Source organism: Enterobacter cloacae complex sp. GF14B (assembly GCF_004136805.1).
Lineage (GTDB): Bacteria > Pseudomonadota > Gammaproteobacteria > Enterobacterales > Enterobacteriaceae > Enterobacter > Enterobacter hormaechei_C.
This window is the reverse complement of sequence record NZ_QFRV01000080.1, coordinates 1-19759: the sequence shown is the minus strand read 5'-3', so window position 1 is coordinate 19759 and position 19759 is coordinate 1. Positions and strand designations below refer to the sequence as shown.

At 57.1% G+C, this 19759-nt stretch carries 19 protein-coding genes and 2 pseudogenes; 8 read left to right on the top strand and 13 right to left on the bottom strand.

What is annotated here, in order from left to right; genetic code table 11:
• The 4 genes from DD606_RS20325 to narI form a co-directional block, all read left to right on the top strand.
• Nucleotides 1-1989: nitrate reductase subunit alpha (locus DD606_RS20325; RefSeq protein ID WP_129259043.1), on the top strand; the 1989-nt coding region annotated here is incomplete at its 5' end.
• Entirely contained in the window at nucleotides 1986-3530 is a 1545-nt protein-coding gene (gene narH, locus DD606_RS20320) for a nitrate reductase subunit beta (RefSeq protein WP_003857031.1), read from the top strand. The genes DD606_RS20325 and narH, both read left to right, overlap by 4 nt.
• Nucleotides 3530-4225: a nitrate reductase molybdenum cofactor assembly chaperone gene (narW, locus tag DD606_RS20315; RefSeq protein WP_022651230.1), complete on the top strand. Its 696-nt coding sequence runs from the start codon at nucleotides 3530-3532 to the stop codon at nucleotides 4223-4225. Before narH ends, narW begins: the two co-directional genes overlap by 1 nt.
• The gene (narI, locus tag DD606_RS20310; protein WP_003857027.1) at nucleotides 4222-4902 is read left to right on the top strand and encodes a respiratory nitrate reductase subunit gamma; all 681 of its coding nucleotides are present in this window, start codon (nucleotides 4222-4224) and stop codon (nucleotides 4900-4902) included. Before narW ends, narI begins: the two co-directional genes overlap by 4 nt.
• A 79-nt stretch (nucleotides 4903-4981) precedes the next feature.
• On the opposite strand, the gene nhoA is transcribed toward narI, so the two are convergent.
• Nucleotides 4982-5827: an N-hydroxyarylamine O-acetyltransferase gene (gene nhoA / locus DD606_RS20305; RefSeq protein ID WP_003857025.1), complete on the bottom strand. Its 846-nt coding sequence runs from the start codon at nucleotides 5825-5827 to the stop codon at nucleotides 4982-4984.
• Between the two features lie 105 nt (nucleotides 5828-5932).
• On the opposite strand from nhoA, the gene DD606_RS20300 reads away from it, so the two are divergent.
• From DD606_RS20300 to DD606_RS20290, 3 genes are all read left to right on the top strand, one after another.
• Entirely contained in the window at nucleotides 5933-6505 is a 573-nt protein-coding gene (locus DD606_RS20300) for a flavin reductase family protein (protein WP_129259041.1), read from the top strand.
• A gap of 125 nt (nucleotides 6506-6630) precedes the next feature.
• Nucleotides 6631-6993 (top strand): hypothetical protein, encoded by a 363-nt coding sequence (locus DD606_RS20295; RefSeq protein ID WP_045350013.1) that lies wholly within the window; start codon nucleotides 6631-6633, stop codon nucleotides 6991-6993.
• Nucleotides 6993-7418 (top strand): DUF3828 domain-containing protein, encoded by a 426-nt coding sequence (locus DD606_RS20290; protein ID WP_129259039.1) that lies wholly within the window; start codon nucleotides 6993-6995, stop codon nucleotides 7416-7418. The genes DD606_RS20295 and DD606_RS20290 overlap by 1 nt, the downstream gene beginning before the upstream one ends.
• A gap of 67 nt (nucleotides 7419-7485) precedes the next feature.
• On the opposite strand, the gene fusA is transcribed toward DD606_RS20290, so the two are convergent.
• The gene (fusA, locus tag DD606_RS20285; protein ID WP_003857019.1) at nucleotides 7486-9588 is read right to left on the bottom strand and encodes an elongation factor G; all 2103 of its coding nucleotides are present in this window, start codon (nucleotides 9586-9588) and stop codon (nucleotides 7486-7488) included.
• Between the two features lie 161 nt (nucleotides 9589-9749).
• Between fusA and DD606_RS20280 the strand changes: the two genes are divergently transcribed.
• A complete protein-coding gene (locus DD606_RS20280; protein ID WP_000612740.1) occupies nucleotides 9750-10049 on the top strand; it encodes a helix-turn-helix transcriptional regulator in 300 nt (99 codons plus the stop codon).
• Here the strand turns inward: DD606_RS20280 and DD606_RS20275 are convergent.
• The 11 genes and pseudogenes from DD606_RS20275 to DD606_RS20220 form a co-directional block, all read right to left on the bottom strand.
• The gene (locus DD606_RS20275; RefSeq protein ID WP_003857016.1) at nucleotides 10042-10683 is read right to left on the bottom strand and encodes a DNA-binding protein; all 642 of its coding nucleotides are present in this window, start codon (nucleotides 10681-10683) and stop codon (nucleotides 10042-10044) included. The two genes, DD606_RS20280 and DD606_RS20275, sit on opposite strands and share 8 nt — an antisense overlap.
• 91 nt (nucleotides 10684-10774) lie before the next feature.
• Entirely contained in the window at nucleotides 10775-11776 is a 1002-nt protein-coding gene (locus DD606_RS20270; RefSeq protein ID WP_023314194.1) for a Kdo(2)-lipid IV(A) acyltransferase, read from the bottom strand.
• A gap of 186 nt (nucleotides 11777-11962) precedes the next feature.
• Nucleotides 11963-12193 carry a tautomerase PptA gene (gene pptA / locus DD606_RS20265; protein WP_032609265.1) on the bottom strand — a complete coding sequence of 77 codons (231 nt, stop codon included), beginning with the start codon at nucleotides 12191-12193 and terminating at the stop codon, nucleotides 11963-11965.
• Nucleotides 12194-12230: 37 nt separating this feature from the next.
• Complete coding sequence (locus DD606_RS20260) at nucleotides 12231-12848, bottom strand: glutathione S-transferase family protein (protein WP_129259037.1); 618 nt, start codon at nucleotides 12846-12848, stop codon at nucleotides 12231-12233.
• Between the two features lie 166 nt (nucleotides 12849-13014).
• Complete coding sequence (locus DD606_RS20255; protein ID WP_003857009.1) at nucleotides 13015-13902, bottom strand: transporter substrate-binding domain-containing protein; 888 nt, start codon at nucleotides 13900-13902, stop codon at nucleotides 13015-13017.
• 9 nt (nucleotides 13903-13911) lie between these two features.
• Nucleotides 13912-14685, bottom strand: a complete 774-nt coding sequence (locus tag DD606_RS20250; RefSeq protein ID WP_023324688.1) for an amino acid ABC transporter ATP-binding protein — start codon at nucleotides 14683-14685, stop codon at nucleotides 13912-13914.
• Nucleotides 14669-15595 (bottom strand): amino acid ABC transporter permease, encoded by a 927-nt coding sequence (locus tag DD606_RS20245; protein ID WP_023324689.1) that lies wholly within the window; start codon nucleotides 15593-15595, stop codon nucleotides 14669-14671. The genes DD606_RS20250 and DD606_RS20245 overlap by 17 nt, the downstream gene beginning before the upstream one ends.
• Before the next feature lie 9 nt (nucleotides 15596-15604).
• Nucleotides 15605-16114, bottom strand: coding sequence for a GNAT family N-acetyltransferase (locus DD606_RS20240; protein WP_023324690.1), 510 nt, complete (start codon nucleotides 16112-16114; stop codon nucleotides 15605-15607).
• 9 nt (nucleotides 16115-16123) lie between these two features.
• Nucleotides 16124-18387 (bottom strand): annotated as a pseudogene (locus DD606_RS26495) (NtaA/DmoA family FMN-dependent monooxygenase).
• Between the two features lie 16 nt (nucleotides 18388-18403).
• Nucleotides 18404-19525 (bottom strand): amidohydrolase, encoded by a 1122-nt coding sequence (locus DD606_RS20225; RefSeq protein ID WP_003856998.1) that lies wholly within the window; start codon nucleotides 19523-19525, stop codon nucleotides 18404-18406.
• Nucleotides 19522-19759 (bottom strand): annotated as a pseudogene (locus tag DD606_RS20220) (alkane 1-monooxygenase); the annotation flags it as partial. The gene DD606_RS20225 and the pseudogene DD606_RS20220, both read right to left, overlap by 4 nt.

Sequence of the window (19759 nt, the reverse complement as noted above, 5' to 3'; positions counted from 1 at the left end):
CCGCAAACCGGCTGGCTGCCGCTGGCCTTCGCGCTGGACTGGAACCGTCCGCCGCGCCAGATGAACAGCACATCGTACTTTTACAACCACGCCAGCCAGTGGCGCTATGAGAAGCTCACCGCAAAGGAGTTGCTTTCTCCCCTTGCAGACGCATCGAAGTTTACCGGTCACCTGATTGATTTCAACGTCCGCGCCGAGCGTATGGGCTGGCTCCCTTCCGCGCCGCAGCTCAACCTCAACCCGCTGCACGTTAAAGCTCGCGCCAACGCCGCCGGGATGTCGCCGCAGGATTACACCGTGCAGGCGTTAAAATCGGGTGATATTCGCTTCGCCTGCGAACAGCCGGACAACGGCAAGAACCACCCGCGCAACCTGTTCGTCTGGCGTTCTAACCTGCTCGGTTCGTCCGGGAAAGGCCATGAATACATGTTGAAATACCTGCTTGGCACTGAGAGCGGTATTCAGGGTGAGGATTTAGGTTCAACGGACGACGTGAAGCCTGAGGAAGTAGAATGGCAAACCGCCGCCATTGAGGGCAAGCTGGATCTGCTGGTGACGCTTGATTTCCGTATGTCCAGCACCTGCCTGTTCTCGGATATCGTCCTGCCCACCGCCACCTGGTATGAAAAAGACGATATGAATACCTCGGACATGCATCCGTTTATTCACCCGCTCTCCGCCGCCGTTGACCCGGCGTGGGAGTCCCGCAGCGACTGGGAGATTTACAAGGGCATCGCCAAAGTCTTCTCTGAAGTGTGCGTCGGACATCTCGGCACCGAAACTGACGTGGTGCTACAGCCGCTACAGCATGACTCCCCGGGGGAGCTGTCGCAGCCTTTTGATATTCTGGACTGGCGCAAAGGCGAGTGCGATCTGATCCCCGGCAAAACCGCGCCAAACATTGCAGTCGTCGAGCGCAACTATCCGGAAACCTACGAGCGCTTTACGGCGCTTGGCCCACTGCTGGACACGCTCGGCAACGGCGGAAAAGGCATATCGTGGAACACCCAGAATGAGGTCGATTTCCTCGGCAAGCTCAACTACGTCAAGCCCGACGGCCCGGCGAAAGGCCGTCCGCGCATCGAGACCGCCATTGATGCTTCAGAGGTGATCCTCGCCCTTGCCCCGGAAACTAACGGTCAGGTCGCGGTCAAAGCCTGGGAAGCCCTCGGCGAACTGACCGGGCGCGATCACACCCATCTGGCGCTGAACAAAGAAGACGAGAAAATCCGCTTCCGCGATATTCAGGCGCAGCCGCGCAAAATTATCTCCAGCCCAACGTGGTCCGGCCTTGAAAGCGAGCACGTCTCGTATAATGCGGGCTACACCAACGTTCACGAGCTGATCCCGTGGCGCACGATTTCGGGCCGCCAGCAGCTGTATCAGGATCACGCCTGGATGCGCGCCTTCGGTGAAAGTCTGGTGGCCTATCGTCCACCGATTGATACCCGCAGCGTCACCCATATGCGCGAGATCCCGCCGAATGGCTTCCCGGAAAAAGCGCTTAACTTTCTGACGCCGCACCAGAAATGGGGCATTCACTCCACCTACAGCGAAAACCTGCTGATGCAGACCCTGTCGCGCGGCGGGCCCATCGTCTGGATCAGCGAAACCGACGCGCGCGAGCTGGGCATTGAGGACAACGACTGGATTGAAGCCTTCAACGCCAACGGCGCCCTCACCGCCCGCGCGGTGGTCAGCCAGCGCGTGCCGCCGGGCATGACCATGATGTACCACGCTCAGGAGCGAATCCTGAACATTCCGGGTTCAGAAGTAACCGGACGGCGCGGCGGGATCCACAACTCGGTTACCCGTGTCTGCCCGAAACCGACCCACATGATCGGCGGCTACGCGCAGCTGGCGTACAGCTTCAACTATTACGGCACCGTCGGCTCGAACCGCGACGAGTTCATCATGATCCGCAAAATGAAAAACATTAACTGGCTGGACGGCGAAGGTCGGGATCAAGTACAGGAGGCGAAAAAATGAAAATACGCTCACAGGTTGGCATGGTACTGAATCTCGATAAATGCATTGGCTGCCACACCTGCTCGGTCACCTGTAAGAACGTCTGGACCGGGCGCGAAGGGATGGAGTACGCGTGGTTTAATAACGTCGAAACCAAACCCGGCATCGGCTATCCGAAAAACTGGGAAGATCAGGATGAGTGGCAAGGCGGCTGGATCCGCGGTATTCACGGCAAGCTGACCCCACGCCTCGGCGGGAAAATGGGCGTCCTGTCGAAAATTTTCGCCAACCCCGTGTTGCCGCAGATTGACGATTACTATGAACCTTTCACCTTCGATTACCAGGATCTGCACCGCGCCCCGGAGGGGGATCACCTCCCTACCGCCCGCCCACGTTCGCTGATCGACGGTAAGCGGATGGATAAGATCGTCTGGGGACCAAACTGGGAGGAGCTGCTGGGCGGCGAGTTCGAAAAACGCGCCCGCGATCGAAATTTTCAGAAGATCCAGAAAGAGATGTACGGCCAGTTCGAAAACACCTTCATGATGTACCTGCCGCGCCTGTGCGAGCACTGCCTGAACCCGAGCTGCGTCGCCACCTGCCCGAGCGGTGCGATTTACAAACGCGAAGAGGACGGCATTGTGCTGATCGACCAGGACAAATGCCGCGGCTGGCGTCTGTGCATTAGCGGCTGTCCGTACAAAAAAATCTACTTCAACTGGAAAAGCGGCAAGTCAGAGAAGTGCATCTTCTGCTATCCGCGCATCGAGTCCGGCCAGCCGACTGTCTGCTCGGAAACCTGCGTCGGACGCATCCGCTATCTCGGGGTGCTGCTGTATGACGCAGACCGCATTGAAGAGGCGGCCAGCACCGAGCATGAAACCGATCTGTATGAGCGCCAGTGCGACGTGTTCCTTAACCCGAACGATCCGGCGGTGATTGAAGAAGCCCTGAAGCAGGGCATCCCGCAGAACGTCATCGACGCAGCGCAGCGTTCCCCGGTTTACAAAATGGCGATGGACTGGAAGCTCGCCCTGCCGCTACACCCGGAATACCGCACCCTGCCGATGGTCTGGTATGTGCCGCCGCTGTCACCGATTCAGTCCTACGCGGACGCGGGTGGTCTGCCGCAGAGCGACGGCGTACTGCCTGCGGTAGAAAGCCTGCGCATCCCGGTGCAGTACCTGGCAAATATGCTCAGCGCGGGCGATACCGGCCCGGTGCTGCGCGCCCTGAAGCGCATGATGGCAATGCGTCACTACAAGCGCTCCCAGACCGTGGAAGGCGTGACCGATACCCGCGCCATTGAAGAGGTCGGCCTGACCGAAGCGCAGGTTGAAGAGATGTACCGCTATCTGGCGATTGCCAACTACGAAGACCGCTTCGTGATCCCCACCAGCCACCGCGAAATGGCACGCGACGCTTTCCCGGAGAAAAACGGCTGCGGCTTCACCTTCGGCGACGGCTGTCACGGCTCCGACACAAAATTCAACCTCTTCAACAGCAGCCGCATCGACGCGATCAACATCACCGAAGTGCGCGATCACGGGGAGGGAGAGTAATGCAAATCCTCAAAATCATCGCGCTGCTCATTGAGTATCCCGATGAGCTGCTGTGGGAAAACCGTGACGAAGCGCTTTCCCTGGTGGAACAGGATGCGCCCATGCTGCTGCCGTTTGCGCAGCAGCACCTGAGCGCCCCGCTGCTGGATAAGCAGGCCGAATGGTGTGAAGTCTTCGAGCGGGGACGCGCAACGTCGCTGCTGCTGTTCGAGCACGTTCACGCCGAGTCGCGCGATCGCGGTCAGGCGATGGTCGACCTGATGAGCCAGTATGAGAAAGCCGGGCTGGAGCTGGATTGCCGCGAGCTGCCGGACTATCTGCCGCTCTATCTGGAATATCTCAGTATCGTCAGCGACGACGAGGCACGTGAAGGGCTGCAAAACGTCGCGCCTATACTGGCGCTGATTGGAGGCCGCCTGAAACAGCGCGAGGTCGCGCATTACCAGCTGTTTGACGCCCTGCTGTCGCTGGCGGAAACACGGCTTTCCAGCGACAGCGTGGCGAAACAGGTATCCGGTGAAAAACGGGATGATACCCGTCAGGCGCTGGACGCCGTGTGGGAAGAGGAACAGGTCAAGTTTATCGAAGACAACGCCACATCGTGCGACAGTTCGCCGATGCAGCAATATCAACGACGCTTTAGCCAGGACGTCGCGCCGCAGTACGTGGACGTCAGCGCCGGAGGCCCAAAATGACTCATTACCTGAACGTGTTTTTCTATGACATTTATCCGTACATCTGCGCCACCGTCTTTTTCCTTGGCAGCTGGCTGCGCTACGACTACGGGCAGTACACCTGGCGCGCCTCGTCGAGCCAGATGCTCAGCAAGCGCGGGATGAACTGGGCTTCGAACCTGTTTCATATCGGCATTCTGGGGATCTTCTTCGGGCACCTGTTCGGCATGTTAACCCCGCACTGGATGTACGCCTGGTTTTTACCCATCGCGGTTAAACAGCAGTTAGCCATGATTGCGGGGGGCATTTGCGGGGTGCTAACGCTGATTGGCGGCTCTATGCTGCTGATCCGCCGCCTGTTCAACCAGCGGGTACGTGCCACGTCCACCACGCCGGATATTATCATCATGAGTATCCTGCTGCTTCAGTGCATCCTTGGGCTGTCGACCATTCCTTTCTCCGCCCAGTATCCTGACGGAAGCGAGATGATGAAGCTGGTCGGCTGGGCGCAGGGGATCGTGACGTTCAAGGGAGGCTCGTCGGAAATGCTGAGCGGCGTCGCGCCGATCTTCCGCGTGCATCTGGTGCTGGGGATGACGATCTTCCTTATCTTCCCGTTCACCCGCCTGGTGCACGTGTGGAGCGCGCCGTTTGAGTATTTTACCCGTCGCTATCAGGTTGTGAGATCGCGCCGTTAATTTTGTCGGGTGGCGGCTACGCCTTATTCCACCTACGTTCACACTCCCGTAGGCCCGGTAAGGCGTAGCCGCCACCGGGCTATTTCCCCGCCTGCGGATGCGTATCAAACCCCGCCATCACGGCCGTCAGCTCTGCCAGGGTAAAGCCGTGCTTCGGGTCATCAACGCCCAGGCCAAACCGCGCCTGCATCAGCTGATACAGCGCCTCCGCATCCGGCAAATGGATCTGCTCTTCCACATGACCGTTCTGCCAGTGGGTAAAATTAAAGTTGGTCAGCGTTAGCTTGCCCCCGTCCGGCAGGTGGCGACACATCAGCAGGTGATGACGGAAATGGGACTGCGGCCAGTGCGCCGACCAGAAGTTTCCCATCACGTAATCGTTGAAGTACTGGGTCGCCAGGTCAAAATGGTACATCGACTGCCAGTGGTCGTGATGGCGGAATTGCAGTATCCAGTCGTTACCCTCGCTCAGCAAACGATAACGCCCGTGCGGGGTTTCCTGTTCCTCGTTGGCGATCAAACGAATCGGCGCCGTCAGCGTTTGTCCGCCAAATCCCACATCGGCGATCCAGCGCTCGCCGTTCAGCTCAACCAGCAGCAACCGGTGCGTACGCGGCGGCATCTGCGACGGATTGGCCAGCACAACCCGCCCCAGCACGCTGCGCACCGTAAACCCGACTTCGCGCAATACCCGCTCAAACAAGCCGTTTTGCTCGAAGCAATACCCCCCTCGACGTGCGGTGACCAGTTTATCCACCAGACACCCGTCGTCCAGATGGATTTCCCGCGGCAAAACGACGTCGATATTTTCGAAGGGGATCGCGCAGTTATGGTGTAAATGCAGCCCCCGCAGGGTATCGATATTAACCTGTACGGGCTGCTGCCAGCCCGTGCGGGCAAAATAAGCACTCAGAAATGGGGACATGATTTGCTCCAGGAGGTGATATCCCCTGTTTATAAACTATTTTCCCTTTTGCATATGCGTAAAAGTGCTTTTTCGTCATACTCATCGTGTACACGAGGAGATCCTATGAGCCGCTTTCGCCCTGTTGAATTACGTCACGCCAGCCGCCTTCTGAATCACGGTCCAACCGTGCTCATCACCAGCCGGGATGAGACCATCGATCGTCGCAATGTCATGGCCGCCGCATGGTCTATGCCGGTGGAATTTGAACCCCCGCGTATCGCGATTGTGGTAGACAAAAGCGCGTGGTCACGGGAGTTGATCGAACGCAGCGGGAAATTCGGCATTGTGATCCCCGGCGTGGCGGCAGCCAACTGGACCTGGGCGGTCGGCAGCGTCAGCGGGCGCGACGAGGATAAATTTAACTGCTACGGGATCCCGGTTATTTATGGCCCTGAGCTTGACCTGCCGGTTATAGAAGAGAAATGTCTGGCTTGGATGGAGTGCCGGTTATTACCTGTCACCTCTGCGGCAGAGAAATATGACACTCTGTTTGGCGAAGTGGTTTCCGCCGCGGCGGATGAACGCGCATTTGTCGCCGGACGCTGGCAGTTTGACGGGGATAAGCTGAATACGCTGCATCATCTGGGAGCGGGTACGTTTGTCGCGAGCGGGAAAATGGTGAAGGCGCTGGAATGATTTTTTAATTATACCCATATGAATTATATAAAATTTCAATGGCATTTTATGTTTATCATGACGATGTTAAACGGAGGATATTTCAGAAGCTGTTGTATAAACAATCTTTCGTAAAGGAAATATCCATGTCATGGAACAAAGATGGCGCAATATCATATGCGAAATCACACGCGCAGCCCAGCAGCACGGGTAATTGTGCTCGTTACGTAACAGAAGCGATCAGAGCGGGTGGTCGATTAAAACTCCCCAACACGCGTCTGGCAAAAGATATGGGGCGCACATTAGTCAATGCAGGCTTTCACAGGGTATATGATCAACCCCATGCTGGTGACGTCGCAGTTATCCAAAATATAGTTGGTCATGATAGCGGTCACGTTTGTATATACGATGGTCAACAGTGGATCAGCGATTTTGTGCAACGCACCATGTATCCTGGGCAGGCTTACCGCAACATACAACCTCATTACGAACTGTTCAGGCATGATTAATGAAACCACTCTACTTTTTACTTTTCGCCCTGTCTCCGCTCGCGGCCGCAGAAAATATTTATGCACCGGGTCAGGCGGCACTTAAATTCAATCAATGGTATATAGCGCAGTTAGATCAGAACAAACCACCCGTATTCAATCCAGACATTATGAACGAGTACGTAGCCTCAGGGACCATTGCAGCAATTAAAGAAATGTACTCTGGCGACAGTAACGATAAAGATATGCCCGATGCGGATATGTTTATCAAAGCGCAGGACTGGGAAGATGACTGGAATCAGGTAACCGTCTTACATTCTGATTTTGACGCCGTATGCACAAACGTCTATGTCGCATTTGGTAAGAAGCAAGATCATGTTATTGCAGATTGTCTCGTTGAAGAGCAAGGAAAATGGAAAGTGCGATCGGCGACGCTAATTAAGTAACAGGCATAAACTCCCTGTCGCAATAATAAAGACACATGGTAGCCAAATGACTACCATGTGCAATTAATTAACTCTTCACACGCTTCGCAATGATCTCATCCGCCACATTCCGCGGAGCTTCCGCAAAATGATGGAATTCCATCGTATACGTCGCGCGCCCCTGGGACATCGAGCGCAGCGTGGTGGCATAACCAAACATCTCAGCCAGCGGGACGTCAGCGCGAATAATCTGGCTGCCGTACTGCTCTGCCATCCCCTGCACCAGGCCGCGACGGGAGGAGAGATCGCCCATAATGTTCCCGGCATACTCTTCCGGCGTTTCCACCTCAACGTGCATGACCGGCTCAAGAATAACCGGGTCCGCCCGCCGTGCGCCCTCTTTGAAGCCGAGGATCGCCGCCATGCGGAAGGCCATCTCCGAGGAGTCAACGTCATGGTAAGAACCAAACGTCAGGGTCGCTTTCACATCCACCACCGGATAGCCCGCCAGCACACCCGTATTCATGGCTTCTCGCAACCCTTTTTCCACCGACGGGATGTACTCCCGCGGCACCACCCCGCCTTTGGTGGCATCTTCAAACACAAAACCACTCCCGGCTGCTAACGGCTCAAGGCTCAGGACCACATGACCGTACTGCCCTTTCCCGCCGGACTGTCGGACAAATTTACCTTCAATATCCTTCACCGCTTTACGCAGGGTTTCACGGTAGGTGACCTGCGGACGACCAATGTTCGCCTCAACGCCAAACTCGCGCTTCATGCGGTCGACGATGATCTCCAGATGCAGCTCGCCCATCCCGGAGATAATCGTCTGACCGGACTCTTCGTCCGTGTGCAGGCGGAACGACGGATCTTCCGCCGCCAGGCGCTGTAGAGCGATCCCCATTTTCTCCTGATCGGCCTTGGTTTTCGGCTCAATCGCAAGCGAAATAACCGGGTCCGGGAACTCCATCCGTTCAAGGGTGATCACCGCATTCGGGTCGGTCAGCGTGTCACCGGTGGTGACGTCTTTCAGCCCGACACAGGCTGCGATATCCCCTGCGCGCAGCTCGTCCACCTCATGGCGATCGTTGGCATGCATCAGCACGATGCGCCCGATACGCTCTTTCTTGCCCTTCACCGGGTTGTACACCGCGTCGCCTTTACGCAGTATGCCGGAATAGACGCGGATGAAGGTCAGCTGGCCGACGTACGGATCGCTCATCAGCTTGAAGGCCAGCGCCGAGAACGGTTCATCATCGCTTGGGTGGCGCTCGGCGTGCTGTCCGTCTTCGTCTACCCCATCAATAGCGGGCACGTCCAGTGGAGACGGCATCAATTCAATCACCGCGTCGAGCATGCGCTGCACGCCCTTGTTCTTGAAAGCGCTGCCGCACAGCATGGGCTGTATTTCACCGGAGATAGTCCGGATCCGCAGTCCTTTGATGATTTCCGCTTCATCCAGTTCGCCCGTCTCAAGATACTTATCCATAAGCTCATCGCTGGCTTCTGCCGCAGACGAGACCATTTTTTCTCGCCACGTCTGGGCGGTACTCAGCAGATCGTCAGGCACCGGCGCGTAGCTAAATGCCATGCCCTGCGTCGCATCGTCCCACAAAATGGTGCGCATCTTGATGAGATCCACCACGCCGGTGAAGTGTTCTTCTGCCCCCACGGGGATCACAATCGGGACAGGATTGGCTTTCAGCCGCTCCTGCATCATCCGCACCACGCGGAAGAAATCTGCGCCCGGGCGGTCCATTTTGTTGACGAATGCCAGACGCGGAACATGATATTTATTCGCCTGACGCCAGACGGTTTCCGACTGCGGCTGCACGCCACCGACGGAGTCATAGACCATTACCGCGCCGTCGAGCACACGCATGGAACGTTCCACCTCAATGGTGAAATCCACGTGCCCGGGGGTGTCGATAATATTGATGCGGTGCGGTTCAAAGCCTCTGTCCATACCAGGCCAGAAACAGCTTACCGCCGCCGACGTAATGGTGATCCCGCGCTCCTGCTCCTGCGCCATCCAGTCGGTGGTTGCCGCGCCATCGTGTACTTCACCCAGCTTGTGGCTCATCCCGGTGTAAAACAGGATGCGCTCAGTGGTGGTTGTTTTGCCCGCATCGATATGCGCGGAGATACCGATGTTGCGATAACGTTCGAGTGGAATGGGTCGGGGCATGTTATTTCCTTAAGTCTTCAAGACTGGTTTGTGACGACCGGGATGGTCGCGTATTCGTTCGTTTGTTATAATAGTCCCATTGTACGAGTATTATCGAACTATTTTTTAACGGTTGACCTATTGTTGATATAGCTCAATCTCACGCGAGACGCAGGAAAACGATGATCCCAAACCACCCGGAACCTGAACAAATAGTGTTGGAAAATGTGCTGTTCGCCCTCGGCAACCCGCTGCGATTAGCGATTATTCGCAGGCTGGCCGACGGCAGCGAACTGAGCTGTAACGCGCTGCGCCCGGAAGAGGTGGTGAAATCCACTATGACTCACCACTGGCGCGTGCTGCGCGACAGCGGCGTGATCTGGCAGCGCCCGCAGGGGCGCGAGAATATGATCTCACTGAGAAGAGAGGATCTGGACGCCCGCTTTCCGGGACTGCTGGCGATCCTGCTCCAGGCTAAGTAGCGGCAGCATCCTCAAGACGATAAACCGGAATGCGCCGTGTTGTTCCGGTAAAGGTGTCGAACACCTCCGTATCGGACGTCACTATTCTCATCCCGGTCTTCCTTAACCGCTGCACGTCGGCGGCTATGCGCTGGAGGCCAAACCAGAAAAGCCCGTCAAGCGCGGTGACCGCAAGCCCCTGTTCCAGCGCCAGCTGGAGGCGCTCGCGGGGGGCTTTCACCTGCTGAGCGATTTGCCGGTAAGGCACTTCCGAACCACCGGACGCATCGATCCGCTGAATACGGGTCTTCAGGTGGTAGGTAAATTCATCTGGTATGCCGTTCAAATCCTGTTTAAGGCTGTAAACGCAGCCAAACCGCTTGCCGTTGAACAGGACATTTTTTTGACTGAGCTGGAACTCATTTCTGATGCCATCAATCAGCTGCGGTGAACGGGTAAGAAGTAACCGGAAGGGAAGCTCAAAGCTGGTCACATAATCCACGTTCAGCAGCGCGAGACGCAGCCGCTCTTCTGCCCCGGATTTCTGGTCATGACACTCGCGCATCACCTCGGCCCACTGGCGCGTCAAACGTTCGGGCTCGCCGGCTTCGGTAAGGAGGTATTTTTCAAGATGATAATCGACTCTTCCGGTCATGTGGGGCATCCCGTCAATGTGGATGCGCTAATTCTATCCAGCGCGGCAGGATTTATAAAGGGCGGAGCGCACCGGCATCCGCCCTGACCGACTACTGCTGGATACTCGACCGGTCCGAAATATCGCTGGCAGATAAGGTTCTTGCAGTAGACGCGACCTGTTTTTTGCGTTTATACCGGTCCGGCTGGCCTTCAGGGCGGGTTTTGAACCGGCGATGCAGCCACATATATTGCTCAGGCGCCATCATCACGGCGCGCTCAATCGCTCTGTTCATTTGCGTGGCCACCGACGCTTTATCGCCTCCCTGCAAGGTATCGCTGATATCTTCCAGAATAAGCAGCTCATACCCTGTGCCATCTGCTTTTCGGCGCGGTACAAACGGGATCACGGCCGGTCTGGCACTTTTCACCAGCATGTAGCTCCCGGCAGTTGTCGCGGCGTCCGGGACGGCAAAAAACGGCACAAACACGCTATTCGTTTTGCCATAGTCGTGGTCCGGGGCATACCACAGGATCTCGTTTTGCTTCAGTGCGCGGATCATGCCCTTCAGGTCATAGCGGTCAAGCATGGTTTTATTGGAACGCAGACGACCGCGCGTTTGCAGCCAGTCGAGCAACGCATTATTGTTGGGACGATACACACCAATACCCGCGTTGAGCATGCCAAAGATGCGTGCGCCTAATTCCAGCGTGAGAAAATGCATGCCAATGAGCACCACGCCCCTACCTTGCGCCCGCGCCTGTTCCATATGTTCGTAGCCGGTCACGCTGAAGTGTTTCCGCACGCGCCAGTTAGGCCAGAACCACGCTATCCCGGTTTCGATGACGCCCATTCCAACCGATTCAAAATTACGCTCAAGTAAACGCTCGCGCTCGTCCTCTTTCATATCAGGAAAGCAAAGCTCAAGATTTCGTCTGGCGATCTCCACGCGGCGTGGAAGCAGGCGCATAGCCAGACGCCCAAGCCTGTGACCTGTTTTCAACAGCAGCGGGTACGGAAGCTGAACCGTGCACCAGAGCGCGGCAATGCCTGCCCAGCTGAGCCAGTAACGAGGATGAATAAAGGCGAGTGAAAACTGAGGTAATTTTGTCATGGAAAAATTATCCTTTTACTAATTTGTACTTAATCTGGTGCAGTTGCAGTGCTTACCTGCTGATTTAACGAATATTGTTCGGAAGGATGAATTGTAGCGGAATCGTTATGGTTTTTATTATCGATTTTTGCGAAAGGGAATAAAAGTGGGGATCGCCGGGTGATATTGCACCACCCGGCAGGCAAGTTACATCGAATAGCCGGGCTTCTTAATCAGTTCATCCAGTTTCGGGCCGATCTCGGTATCCCAGACCTGCGCCTTCCAGTCAGCTTCCTGAATCTCCTGAAGCGCCACGGAGATTGAGCGATCTTTGCTGTTCAGATGACGGGCGATCGCTTCGGCGATATCCGCCGCCAGGGCCGTTTTTTGTTCGTCAGTCAGATCGCGTGGAAAACATTTGATATCAACGTGTGGCATGGGCAGGGCTCCTTTTATAGGTGAGCGTTCCACGTTATCAGATTATATCGTTAGCTTTTAGCACCTTGTGCAGTTCCGGCAGCGCGCAGACGGCATCCGCGACGGCGGTAATATTAGGCGTGTTGGTGGCAAACCACTCATGGCGTGGACCCCAGGTACGCGCAACGGCAATATAGACGTCAAGCAGCGTCAGCTGTTTGCCAAACGAAAACGGCGAGGCGCTGAGCTGGCTGTCGAACCACAGATAAAGCGATTTTCGGTACTCAATGCAGTTTTTCTTCAACTGTTCCGGGGCATCAGGCACCCAGCGTTCCGGGTAATCTGCATACGTAAAGGTGGGATAGACGTTCGCCACAAACCAGATGAGCAGGCGCTGAAACTGCTGGCGCTCGGCCTGCCCAACGGGCGGCGCGAGGTCGGGACGTCTGTCGAGCACCATCAGGGCGATCGCCGCGGTTTCCGTCACGATCGCCCCGTTTTCCAGCTCCAGCGTCGGCACCTGGCACAGCGGGTTCAGTTTCAACAGCAATTCGCGCTGCGGGCCGGGCTGGTCAAACCCGTCCACGTTGACGAACTGATACGGGATGTCTGCCAGAGTCAGCATCACTTCACTGATTGCCGATCCCCAGCCAGGTACGCCATAGAGTTTGATCATGTTGCCCCCTCAGGGATGAAAACCCTAAGTGTATACCCGTCATACTTCAAGTTGCAGGTGCGTTGGCTGCATTCACTCACCCCAGTCACGTACTTATGTACGCTCCCGGGGATTCGTTCCCTTGCCGCCTTCCTGTAACTCGAATTATTTAGGGTATAGAGCACCATTAGTAGGTTATCCCGGGCGGATTAACGTCTGAAGACGTCACCGCTTCGCCCGCTTCCCCCCAGCGCGCCAGCACCTTTTGATACTCCCCGCGCTTAATCGCACCGTCCAGCGCAGCCTGCAACGCATACACCAGCCCATTACCTTTTTTGGTTGTGGTGGCGACATAGGCTTTCTTCGGGCCTAAACCCACGACGCGGGTTTTGCCGGTTAACGCGGCTTTGTAGGCCGAAACGGACTGCGGTCCAAAGAACACATCCGCCCTGCCGGACTGAATATAAAGATTGCCTGAGGCGTCGTCGGTCAGGTAAACCGGCAACGCAGGCTCGCGCCCGGCCTTTTTATTCTCTTCGTTCCAGCCCAGCAGAATACGCTCCTGATTGGTGCCAGACCCGACAATCACCTTTTTCCCGGCCAGATCTTTCGCACTGGTGATCGACTGTACGTTGCTGGTGGATTTCACCGAGAATGCCAGGGAATCGACGCGATAGGTCGCAAAATCGAACTTCTCCTTACGTTGCTCGGTGACGGCGATATTCACCAACGCCACGTCATAGCGCCCGGAAGTGATCCCCAGCGGCCAGTCTTCCCACGCCGTTGGCACCAGCTTCAGCTTCAGCCCCAGACTGCCCGCCAGCAACCGGGCGATATCCGGGTCGCTGCCAATACGGGTGCGGTTATCACTGGCCAGCAGCGCAAGCGGCGGAGAATTCAGGGCTGAAATCGCCACCGTGAGGGTACCCGGCTCAACAAATTTATAGTTCGCCGGGATTTTCGCCACTGCCTGTTGATCAACCGTCACCGGCAGCGGCTGTTCGTTGGCCTTTAAATCAATGCTGGCGTGGCTCGCCGTCGTGAAGACCAGCCCCGCCAGGAGTCCATATTTCATCTGCGCTCCTTACAGCACTTTTGAGAGGAACTGGCGCGTTCGCGGATGAGACGGTCGGTTTAAAACGTCATCGCTGCTGCCCTGCTCCACAATTTTACCGTCGACCATAAATACCACCTGGTCCGCCACTTCCCGGGCAAAGCCGATCTCATGGGTGACCACCACCAGCGTAGTGCCGGAACGGGCGAGTTTTTTAATCACGTCCAGCACTTCGCCAACCAGTTCCGGATCCAGCGCCGAGGTTGGTTCATCAAACAGCATCACGCGCGGGCGCAGCGCCAGCGCGCGGGCAATGGCGATACGCTGCTGCTGGCCGCCGGAGAGGTGACGCGACCAGGCATCGGCTTTATCGCGCAGTCCTACCACATCCAGCAGGCTGTAGGCGTTTTCAACAGCCTCTTTTTTACTGAACTTTTTATGCGCGATGGGTGCTTCAATCAGGTTTTCCAGCACCGTGAGATGCGGAAAAAGATTGAAGTTCTGAAACACGTACCCAACGTTGACGCGCTGTTTGAGGATCTCTTTCTCTTTGAGTTCGTAGAGTTTGTCACCCTGACGGCGATAGCCGATGTAATCCCCGTCAATCTGAATAAAGCCTTCGTCTACGCGCTCCAGATGGTTAATGGCGCGCAGCAGCGTCGATTTTCCCGATCCAGAGGGGCCGAGGATCACCGTCACGGAGCCCGGCGGGATCTCAAGCGTGACGTTATCGAGCGCTTTATGTCGGCCAAAAAACTTACTGACGCCGGTAATGGAAATGTGACCTTCAGGAGAGGCTTGCATGAACAGGCTCCTGTGCTGGCGAAGTGGTGACCGAACGCGAGCGACTCGCCGCCCGGTTCTGGTTTACGGCGGAGCGGCGCTCGCTGCGGGCGAGTCCACGCTCAATAACATGCTGGATGGCAGACAGTACGGTGGTGATCACCAGATACCAGACGGCCCCCACCATCAACAGCGGGATCACCTCCTGGGTGCGGTTGTAGATCATCTGGATCGTGTAGAACAGTTCCGGCATCGCCAGCACGTACACCATCGCCGTCCCTTTGGCGAGGCTGATAATTTCGTTAAACCCGGACGGCAGGATGGTGCGCAGTGCCTGCGGGAGAATTATGCGCACGGTGCGACGCCACGCCGGCAGACCTAGCGCAGCGGCCGCCTCATACTGACCGTGGTCGACCCCAAGGAAGCCCCCGCGAATGATCTCCGCAGTATAGGCGCTCTGCACCAGCGTCAGCCCCACGATGGCGGTAGAAAACTGCCCGAGAACGTTGATGGTTTCAAAGCTGCCCCAGGTAATGTCGGTAAAAGGCACGCCGAGAGAGAGCGTGTCGTAGAGATAGGAGAAGTTATAGAGGATAATCAGCACCACGATCAGCGGCAGCGATCGGAACAGCCAGATGTAACCCCACGCCAGGCTGCTCAACAGCCATGATGACGAGAGCCGCGCCAGCGCCAGCATGCCGCCAATCACCACGCTCAGTACGGTGCTTATCAACGTCAGCAGCAGCGTCTGGCCGACGCCTTCGAGGATCACCGGGTCGAAGAACCAGCGGGCAAATACCGCCCACTCCCAGCGCGGATTAAAGGCCACGGACTGAATCACGACCGCCAGCACAAACAGCGCCACCACGGCGCCAGCAGCGCGCAGCGGATAACGTGCCGGGACCACTTTTATGGTTTCAACGTTGCTCATCGTCGCTCCTTATGCGGTTTTGCTGAGCGCTTCGCGGATCAGCGTCTTGGTGAAACGCAGCCGACCGTCGAACGGCGGCTGGCTGTACTCTTCCGGGTCGCGGTTGAGATCGAACTGCGGCTGATACCCCTGGCTGAGATAGAGCCGCACCGCCTCCGGCTGACGAAACCCCGTGGTCAGGTAGATGTGGCTGTAGCCCGCCAGCACCGCCCGGCGCTCCAGCTCCTGTATCACGCGCGCGGCCAGCCCCTGCTGGCGCAGCGTTTTATTCGTCCAGATACGTTTGATCTCTGCGGTATGTTCGTCGAAGGGCTTATACGCCCCGGTGGCGATGATCTCGCCATCGCGCTCCAGAACGATAAACAGCCCCTGCGGCGCCAGGTACCACTCTGTCAGCTCGACTTCCGCATCCTTTGAAAAGTAGTCGCCGTAACGAGCGGCGTATTCACCAAAAAGCCCCTCGATAATGGGCTGAAGATCGGCATCTTCCGGCGAAACGTCACGAAATTGTTCGCGCATAGCGCCTCCTTAATCGCCCAGACCCGCCGGGTTAACTTCGGAACTGGAGATACGCTCCACGCCTTCCCCCCAGCGGTTCAGCACTTTGTCGTAATCTCCGTTCTTGATCGCGCCGTTCAGCGCGGTTTGAACCGGTTCGACCAGGCCGCTGCCTTTTTTCAGCGTCACCGCGATATGCGCTGCCTTCGGCCAGCCGCCGTCGACGCTGCCGACCAGTTTGGTTTTACCGTTAAGCGCCGCTTTCCAGGCACCGATCACGTTCGGGCCAAAGTAGGCGTCCGCGCGTCCGGACTGAAGCGCCAGCGTTTGGGCCGCGTCGTCTTTGGTGTAGATCGGCGTAAAGGGTTTAAGCCCTTTTTTGAGGTTCTCTTCGTTCCATGCCAGCAGGATGGCCTCCTGGTTGGTGCCGGAACCCACGATGATGCGCAGCCCGGCGATATCCTCTGCCTTCACAAGCGAGTTGATCGGACTGGTGGATTTCACGTAGAAGCCAAGTGAATCCTTGCGGTAGGTGGCGAAGTCGAACTTCTCTTTGCGCGCTTTAGTGACGGTGATGTTGCTGATAGCCGCGTCGTATTTCCCGGAGGCAACCCCCAACGGCCAGTCCTCCCAAGAGGTGGGCACCACGTTCAGCTCCAGTCCGAGGCTGTCCGCTACCAGACGCGCGATGTCGACCTCACTTCCCAGCAGAGTTTTGTTGTCGTCGGAAAAGACCGTCAGTGGCGGTTGATTCAGTCCCGCCACCGCCACGGTAAATTTCCCCGGCACGGCAAAACGATAGTCTTTCGGCAGTTGCGCGATCGCATCGCTGTTTTTGGCGGTATTGATCGGCGTTTTATTGGCCTCAATGCTCACGCCGGTGCCGTTAATATTGACGTTCTCTGCCCAGACGGCAGGGGTAAAGGCCAGCGCAAGCGCCAGAATAAGCGATGATTTCTGCATAGCGTTTTTCTCTTTTATTGTTGTGTGAACTGATTTTTGGGCTCGTCTAAGCCCAGACTTTCGCGCAGCGTGGTGCCGGGATAGTCGGTGCGGAACAGGCCGCGCGCCTGTAAAACGGGCACCACCTGGTCGACAAAGCGCGGGAAGGTGTCCGGCGTGCCGCCCTGAATGATGAAGCCATCCGCCGCCTTCTCTTCGAACCAGGCCTGTAAACCATCGGCCACCTGCTCCGGTGTGCCGGAAAAACGCGGGCGCGGCGATGCGGCTTCCAGCGCGACCTGACGCAGAGTTAAGTTGCGCTCACGGGCGTTACGCTTGATTTCATCGGTGGTGCTGCGAAAGCTGTTTTTGCCCAAATCGCCAATATCCGGGAACGGCGCGTCGAGGGGATACTGGCTGAAGTCGTGATGCTCGAAATATCGTCCGAGGTAATTCAGCGCATCATTAATGGAGACCAGTGCCGCCGTAGTTTGATACTGGTTTTCTACGTCATCGGCGTCGTTTCCAACAATCACGCTGACGCCCTGGAATATATGTAAATCCTCTGCGCGACGGCCGTGACTTTCCAGCTGCTGTTTAACATCGCGGTAAAAAGCCTGGGCTTCTTCCCGCGTGTCATGGTGGGTAAAGATGGCGTCAGCGTGTTTTGCCGCCAGCTTTTTACCGTCGTCGGACGCACCAGCCTGAAAGACAATCGGACGTCCCTGCGGCGTGCGGCCAATATTCAGCGGGCCGGAAACCTGGAAGAAATCACCGTGGTGATCAAGAGTATGCAGTTTCGACGCATCAAAGAACTGTCCGCTCTCTTTATTGCGGATAAAGGCATCCCCTTCCCAGGAATCCCACAGCCCCTTCACCACGTCGAGATACTCATCGGCAATGCGGTAGCGCAGCGCATGCTCCGGGTGTTTTTCACGTGAGAAGTTCTTCGCTGACCCTTCCAGCGGTGACGTCACCACGTTCCAGCCCGCGCGTCCGTTGCTCAGGTGATCGAGGCTGGCGAACTGGCGTGCAACGGTGAAAGGCTCACTGTACGAGGTGGATAACGTGCCGACCAGCCCCAGGCGCGAGGTGATACTCGCCAGCGCGGACAACACTGTCAGCGGCTCAAAGCGGTTTAAAAAATGCGGAATGGATTTCTCGTTAATATAAAGGCCGTCGGCCACAAATATAAAGTCGAGCTTGCCCTCTTCTGCTTTTAAAGCCGTTTCTTTAACGAAATCAAAATTAATGCTGGCATCCGCGACCGCCGCGGGATGGCGCCAGGCAGACATATTACCGGATGCACCATGCAAAATGGTCCCCAGCCGCAATTGACGATGTGCAGTCATATTCACCTCAAATTAATTAAACGTGTTGCAGGGCTTTTTCCGCGAGCTGAGCAAAATAGCGGGCAGCGGGTTCGATTAATGCTTCGTCCGGGTTAAATGCCGGGTGATGTAACCCAAACGGACTGTTGCTGCCAATGCTGACAAACGCGCCGGGTATGTTTTGCAGATAGACCGCGAAATCCTCCCCGCCCATGTGCAGTTCCGCATGCCGGGTTTCATATCCCGCTTCGCGCGCGACCGAGGTGGCAAACACGGCCCAGTGCTCATCGTTCACCAGCGCGGTGGGCCCGGCGTACCAGGTGATGTTGATCTGCGCGCTAAAGGCGCTGGCAAATCCGGCGGCGATTTCACCGACGCGCGCTTTCACGTTCTGCTGCACTTCCGTGCGGTGCGTGCGCAGCGTGCCCTCCAGCTCAACGCTTTCCGGCAGCACATTCCAGGTATTCCCCCCGGCGATGCGCGTCACGCTCAGAACAACCGAATCCAGCGTGTTGACGTTACGGCTGGCTACGCTTTGCAGCGCTGTTACCAGCTGGCTTGCCAGCACGATGGCGTCGTTGCCTTCGTGGGGACGTGCGGCATGCGCGCCTTTGCCGGTCACGTGAATAACGAAGCGATCAACGTTGGCATAGAACGGGCCGCCGCGCGTGGCAAACTCGCCGACCGGCAGTGACGGCTCGTTATGCATCCCGAAAATCGCGCGTACGTCGCGTAACGCCCCGGCACGCACCATGCTTTTCGCTCCGCCGAAATTTTCTTCCGCAGGCTGGAACAGGATCCGCACGCGACCGTTGAGCGAGGCTTCCCGCTCTTTCAGCTTTAGCGCGGCGCCGAGGATCACGCTGGTGTGAATGTCGTGTCCGCAGGCATGCATCACCCCGGCACGCCGGGAGCTAAACGGCACCCCGCTGCGCTCGTCGATGGGTAACGCGTCGATATCGGCGCGCAGCGCAACCAGTGCGTTGCCCGTGCCGATCTCCGCAACCAGCCCGGTCTGGAGATCGTAAGGCAGCGGTGCAATCCCGGCTGCCGTCAGCCACTCGCGCAGGCGGGCCGTTGTTTCGACCTCCTGACCGGAGAGTTCAGGGTTCTGGTGCAGCTCACGGCGCCAGGCAATCAGTTGTTCGCTAAAGCTCATACGGTAACCTCCCTGTTAAGACGCGCCTCGGCCAGCAGTCGCAGGGACTGCACGCGCGTTGCGCCATCAGCGACCGGCGTGTCGATGATAAATTCGTCAATCCCCCACTGCTGATGCAGCGCGTTGAGCTGTTCATGCACCGACGCCGCCGTTCCGGCCAGCAGAGACTGCGCCCGACGCGCGATGCGCACCGGTTCACTCCCCGCCTGCCGCGCAAAGGCGTAGGCCTGTTCT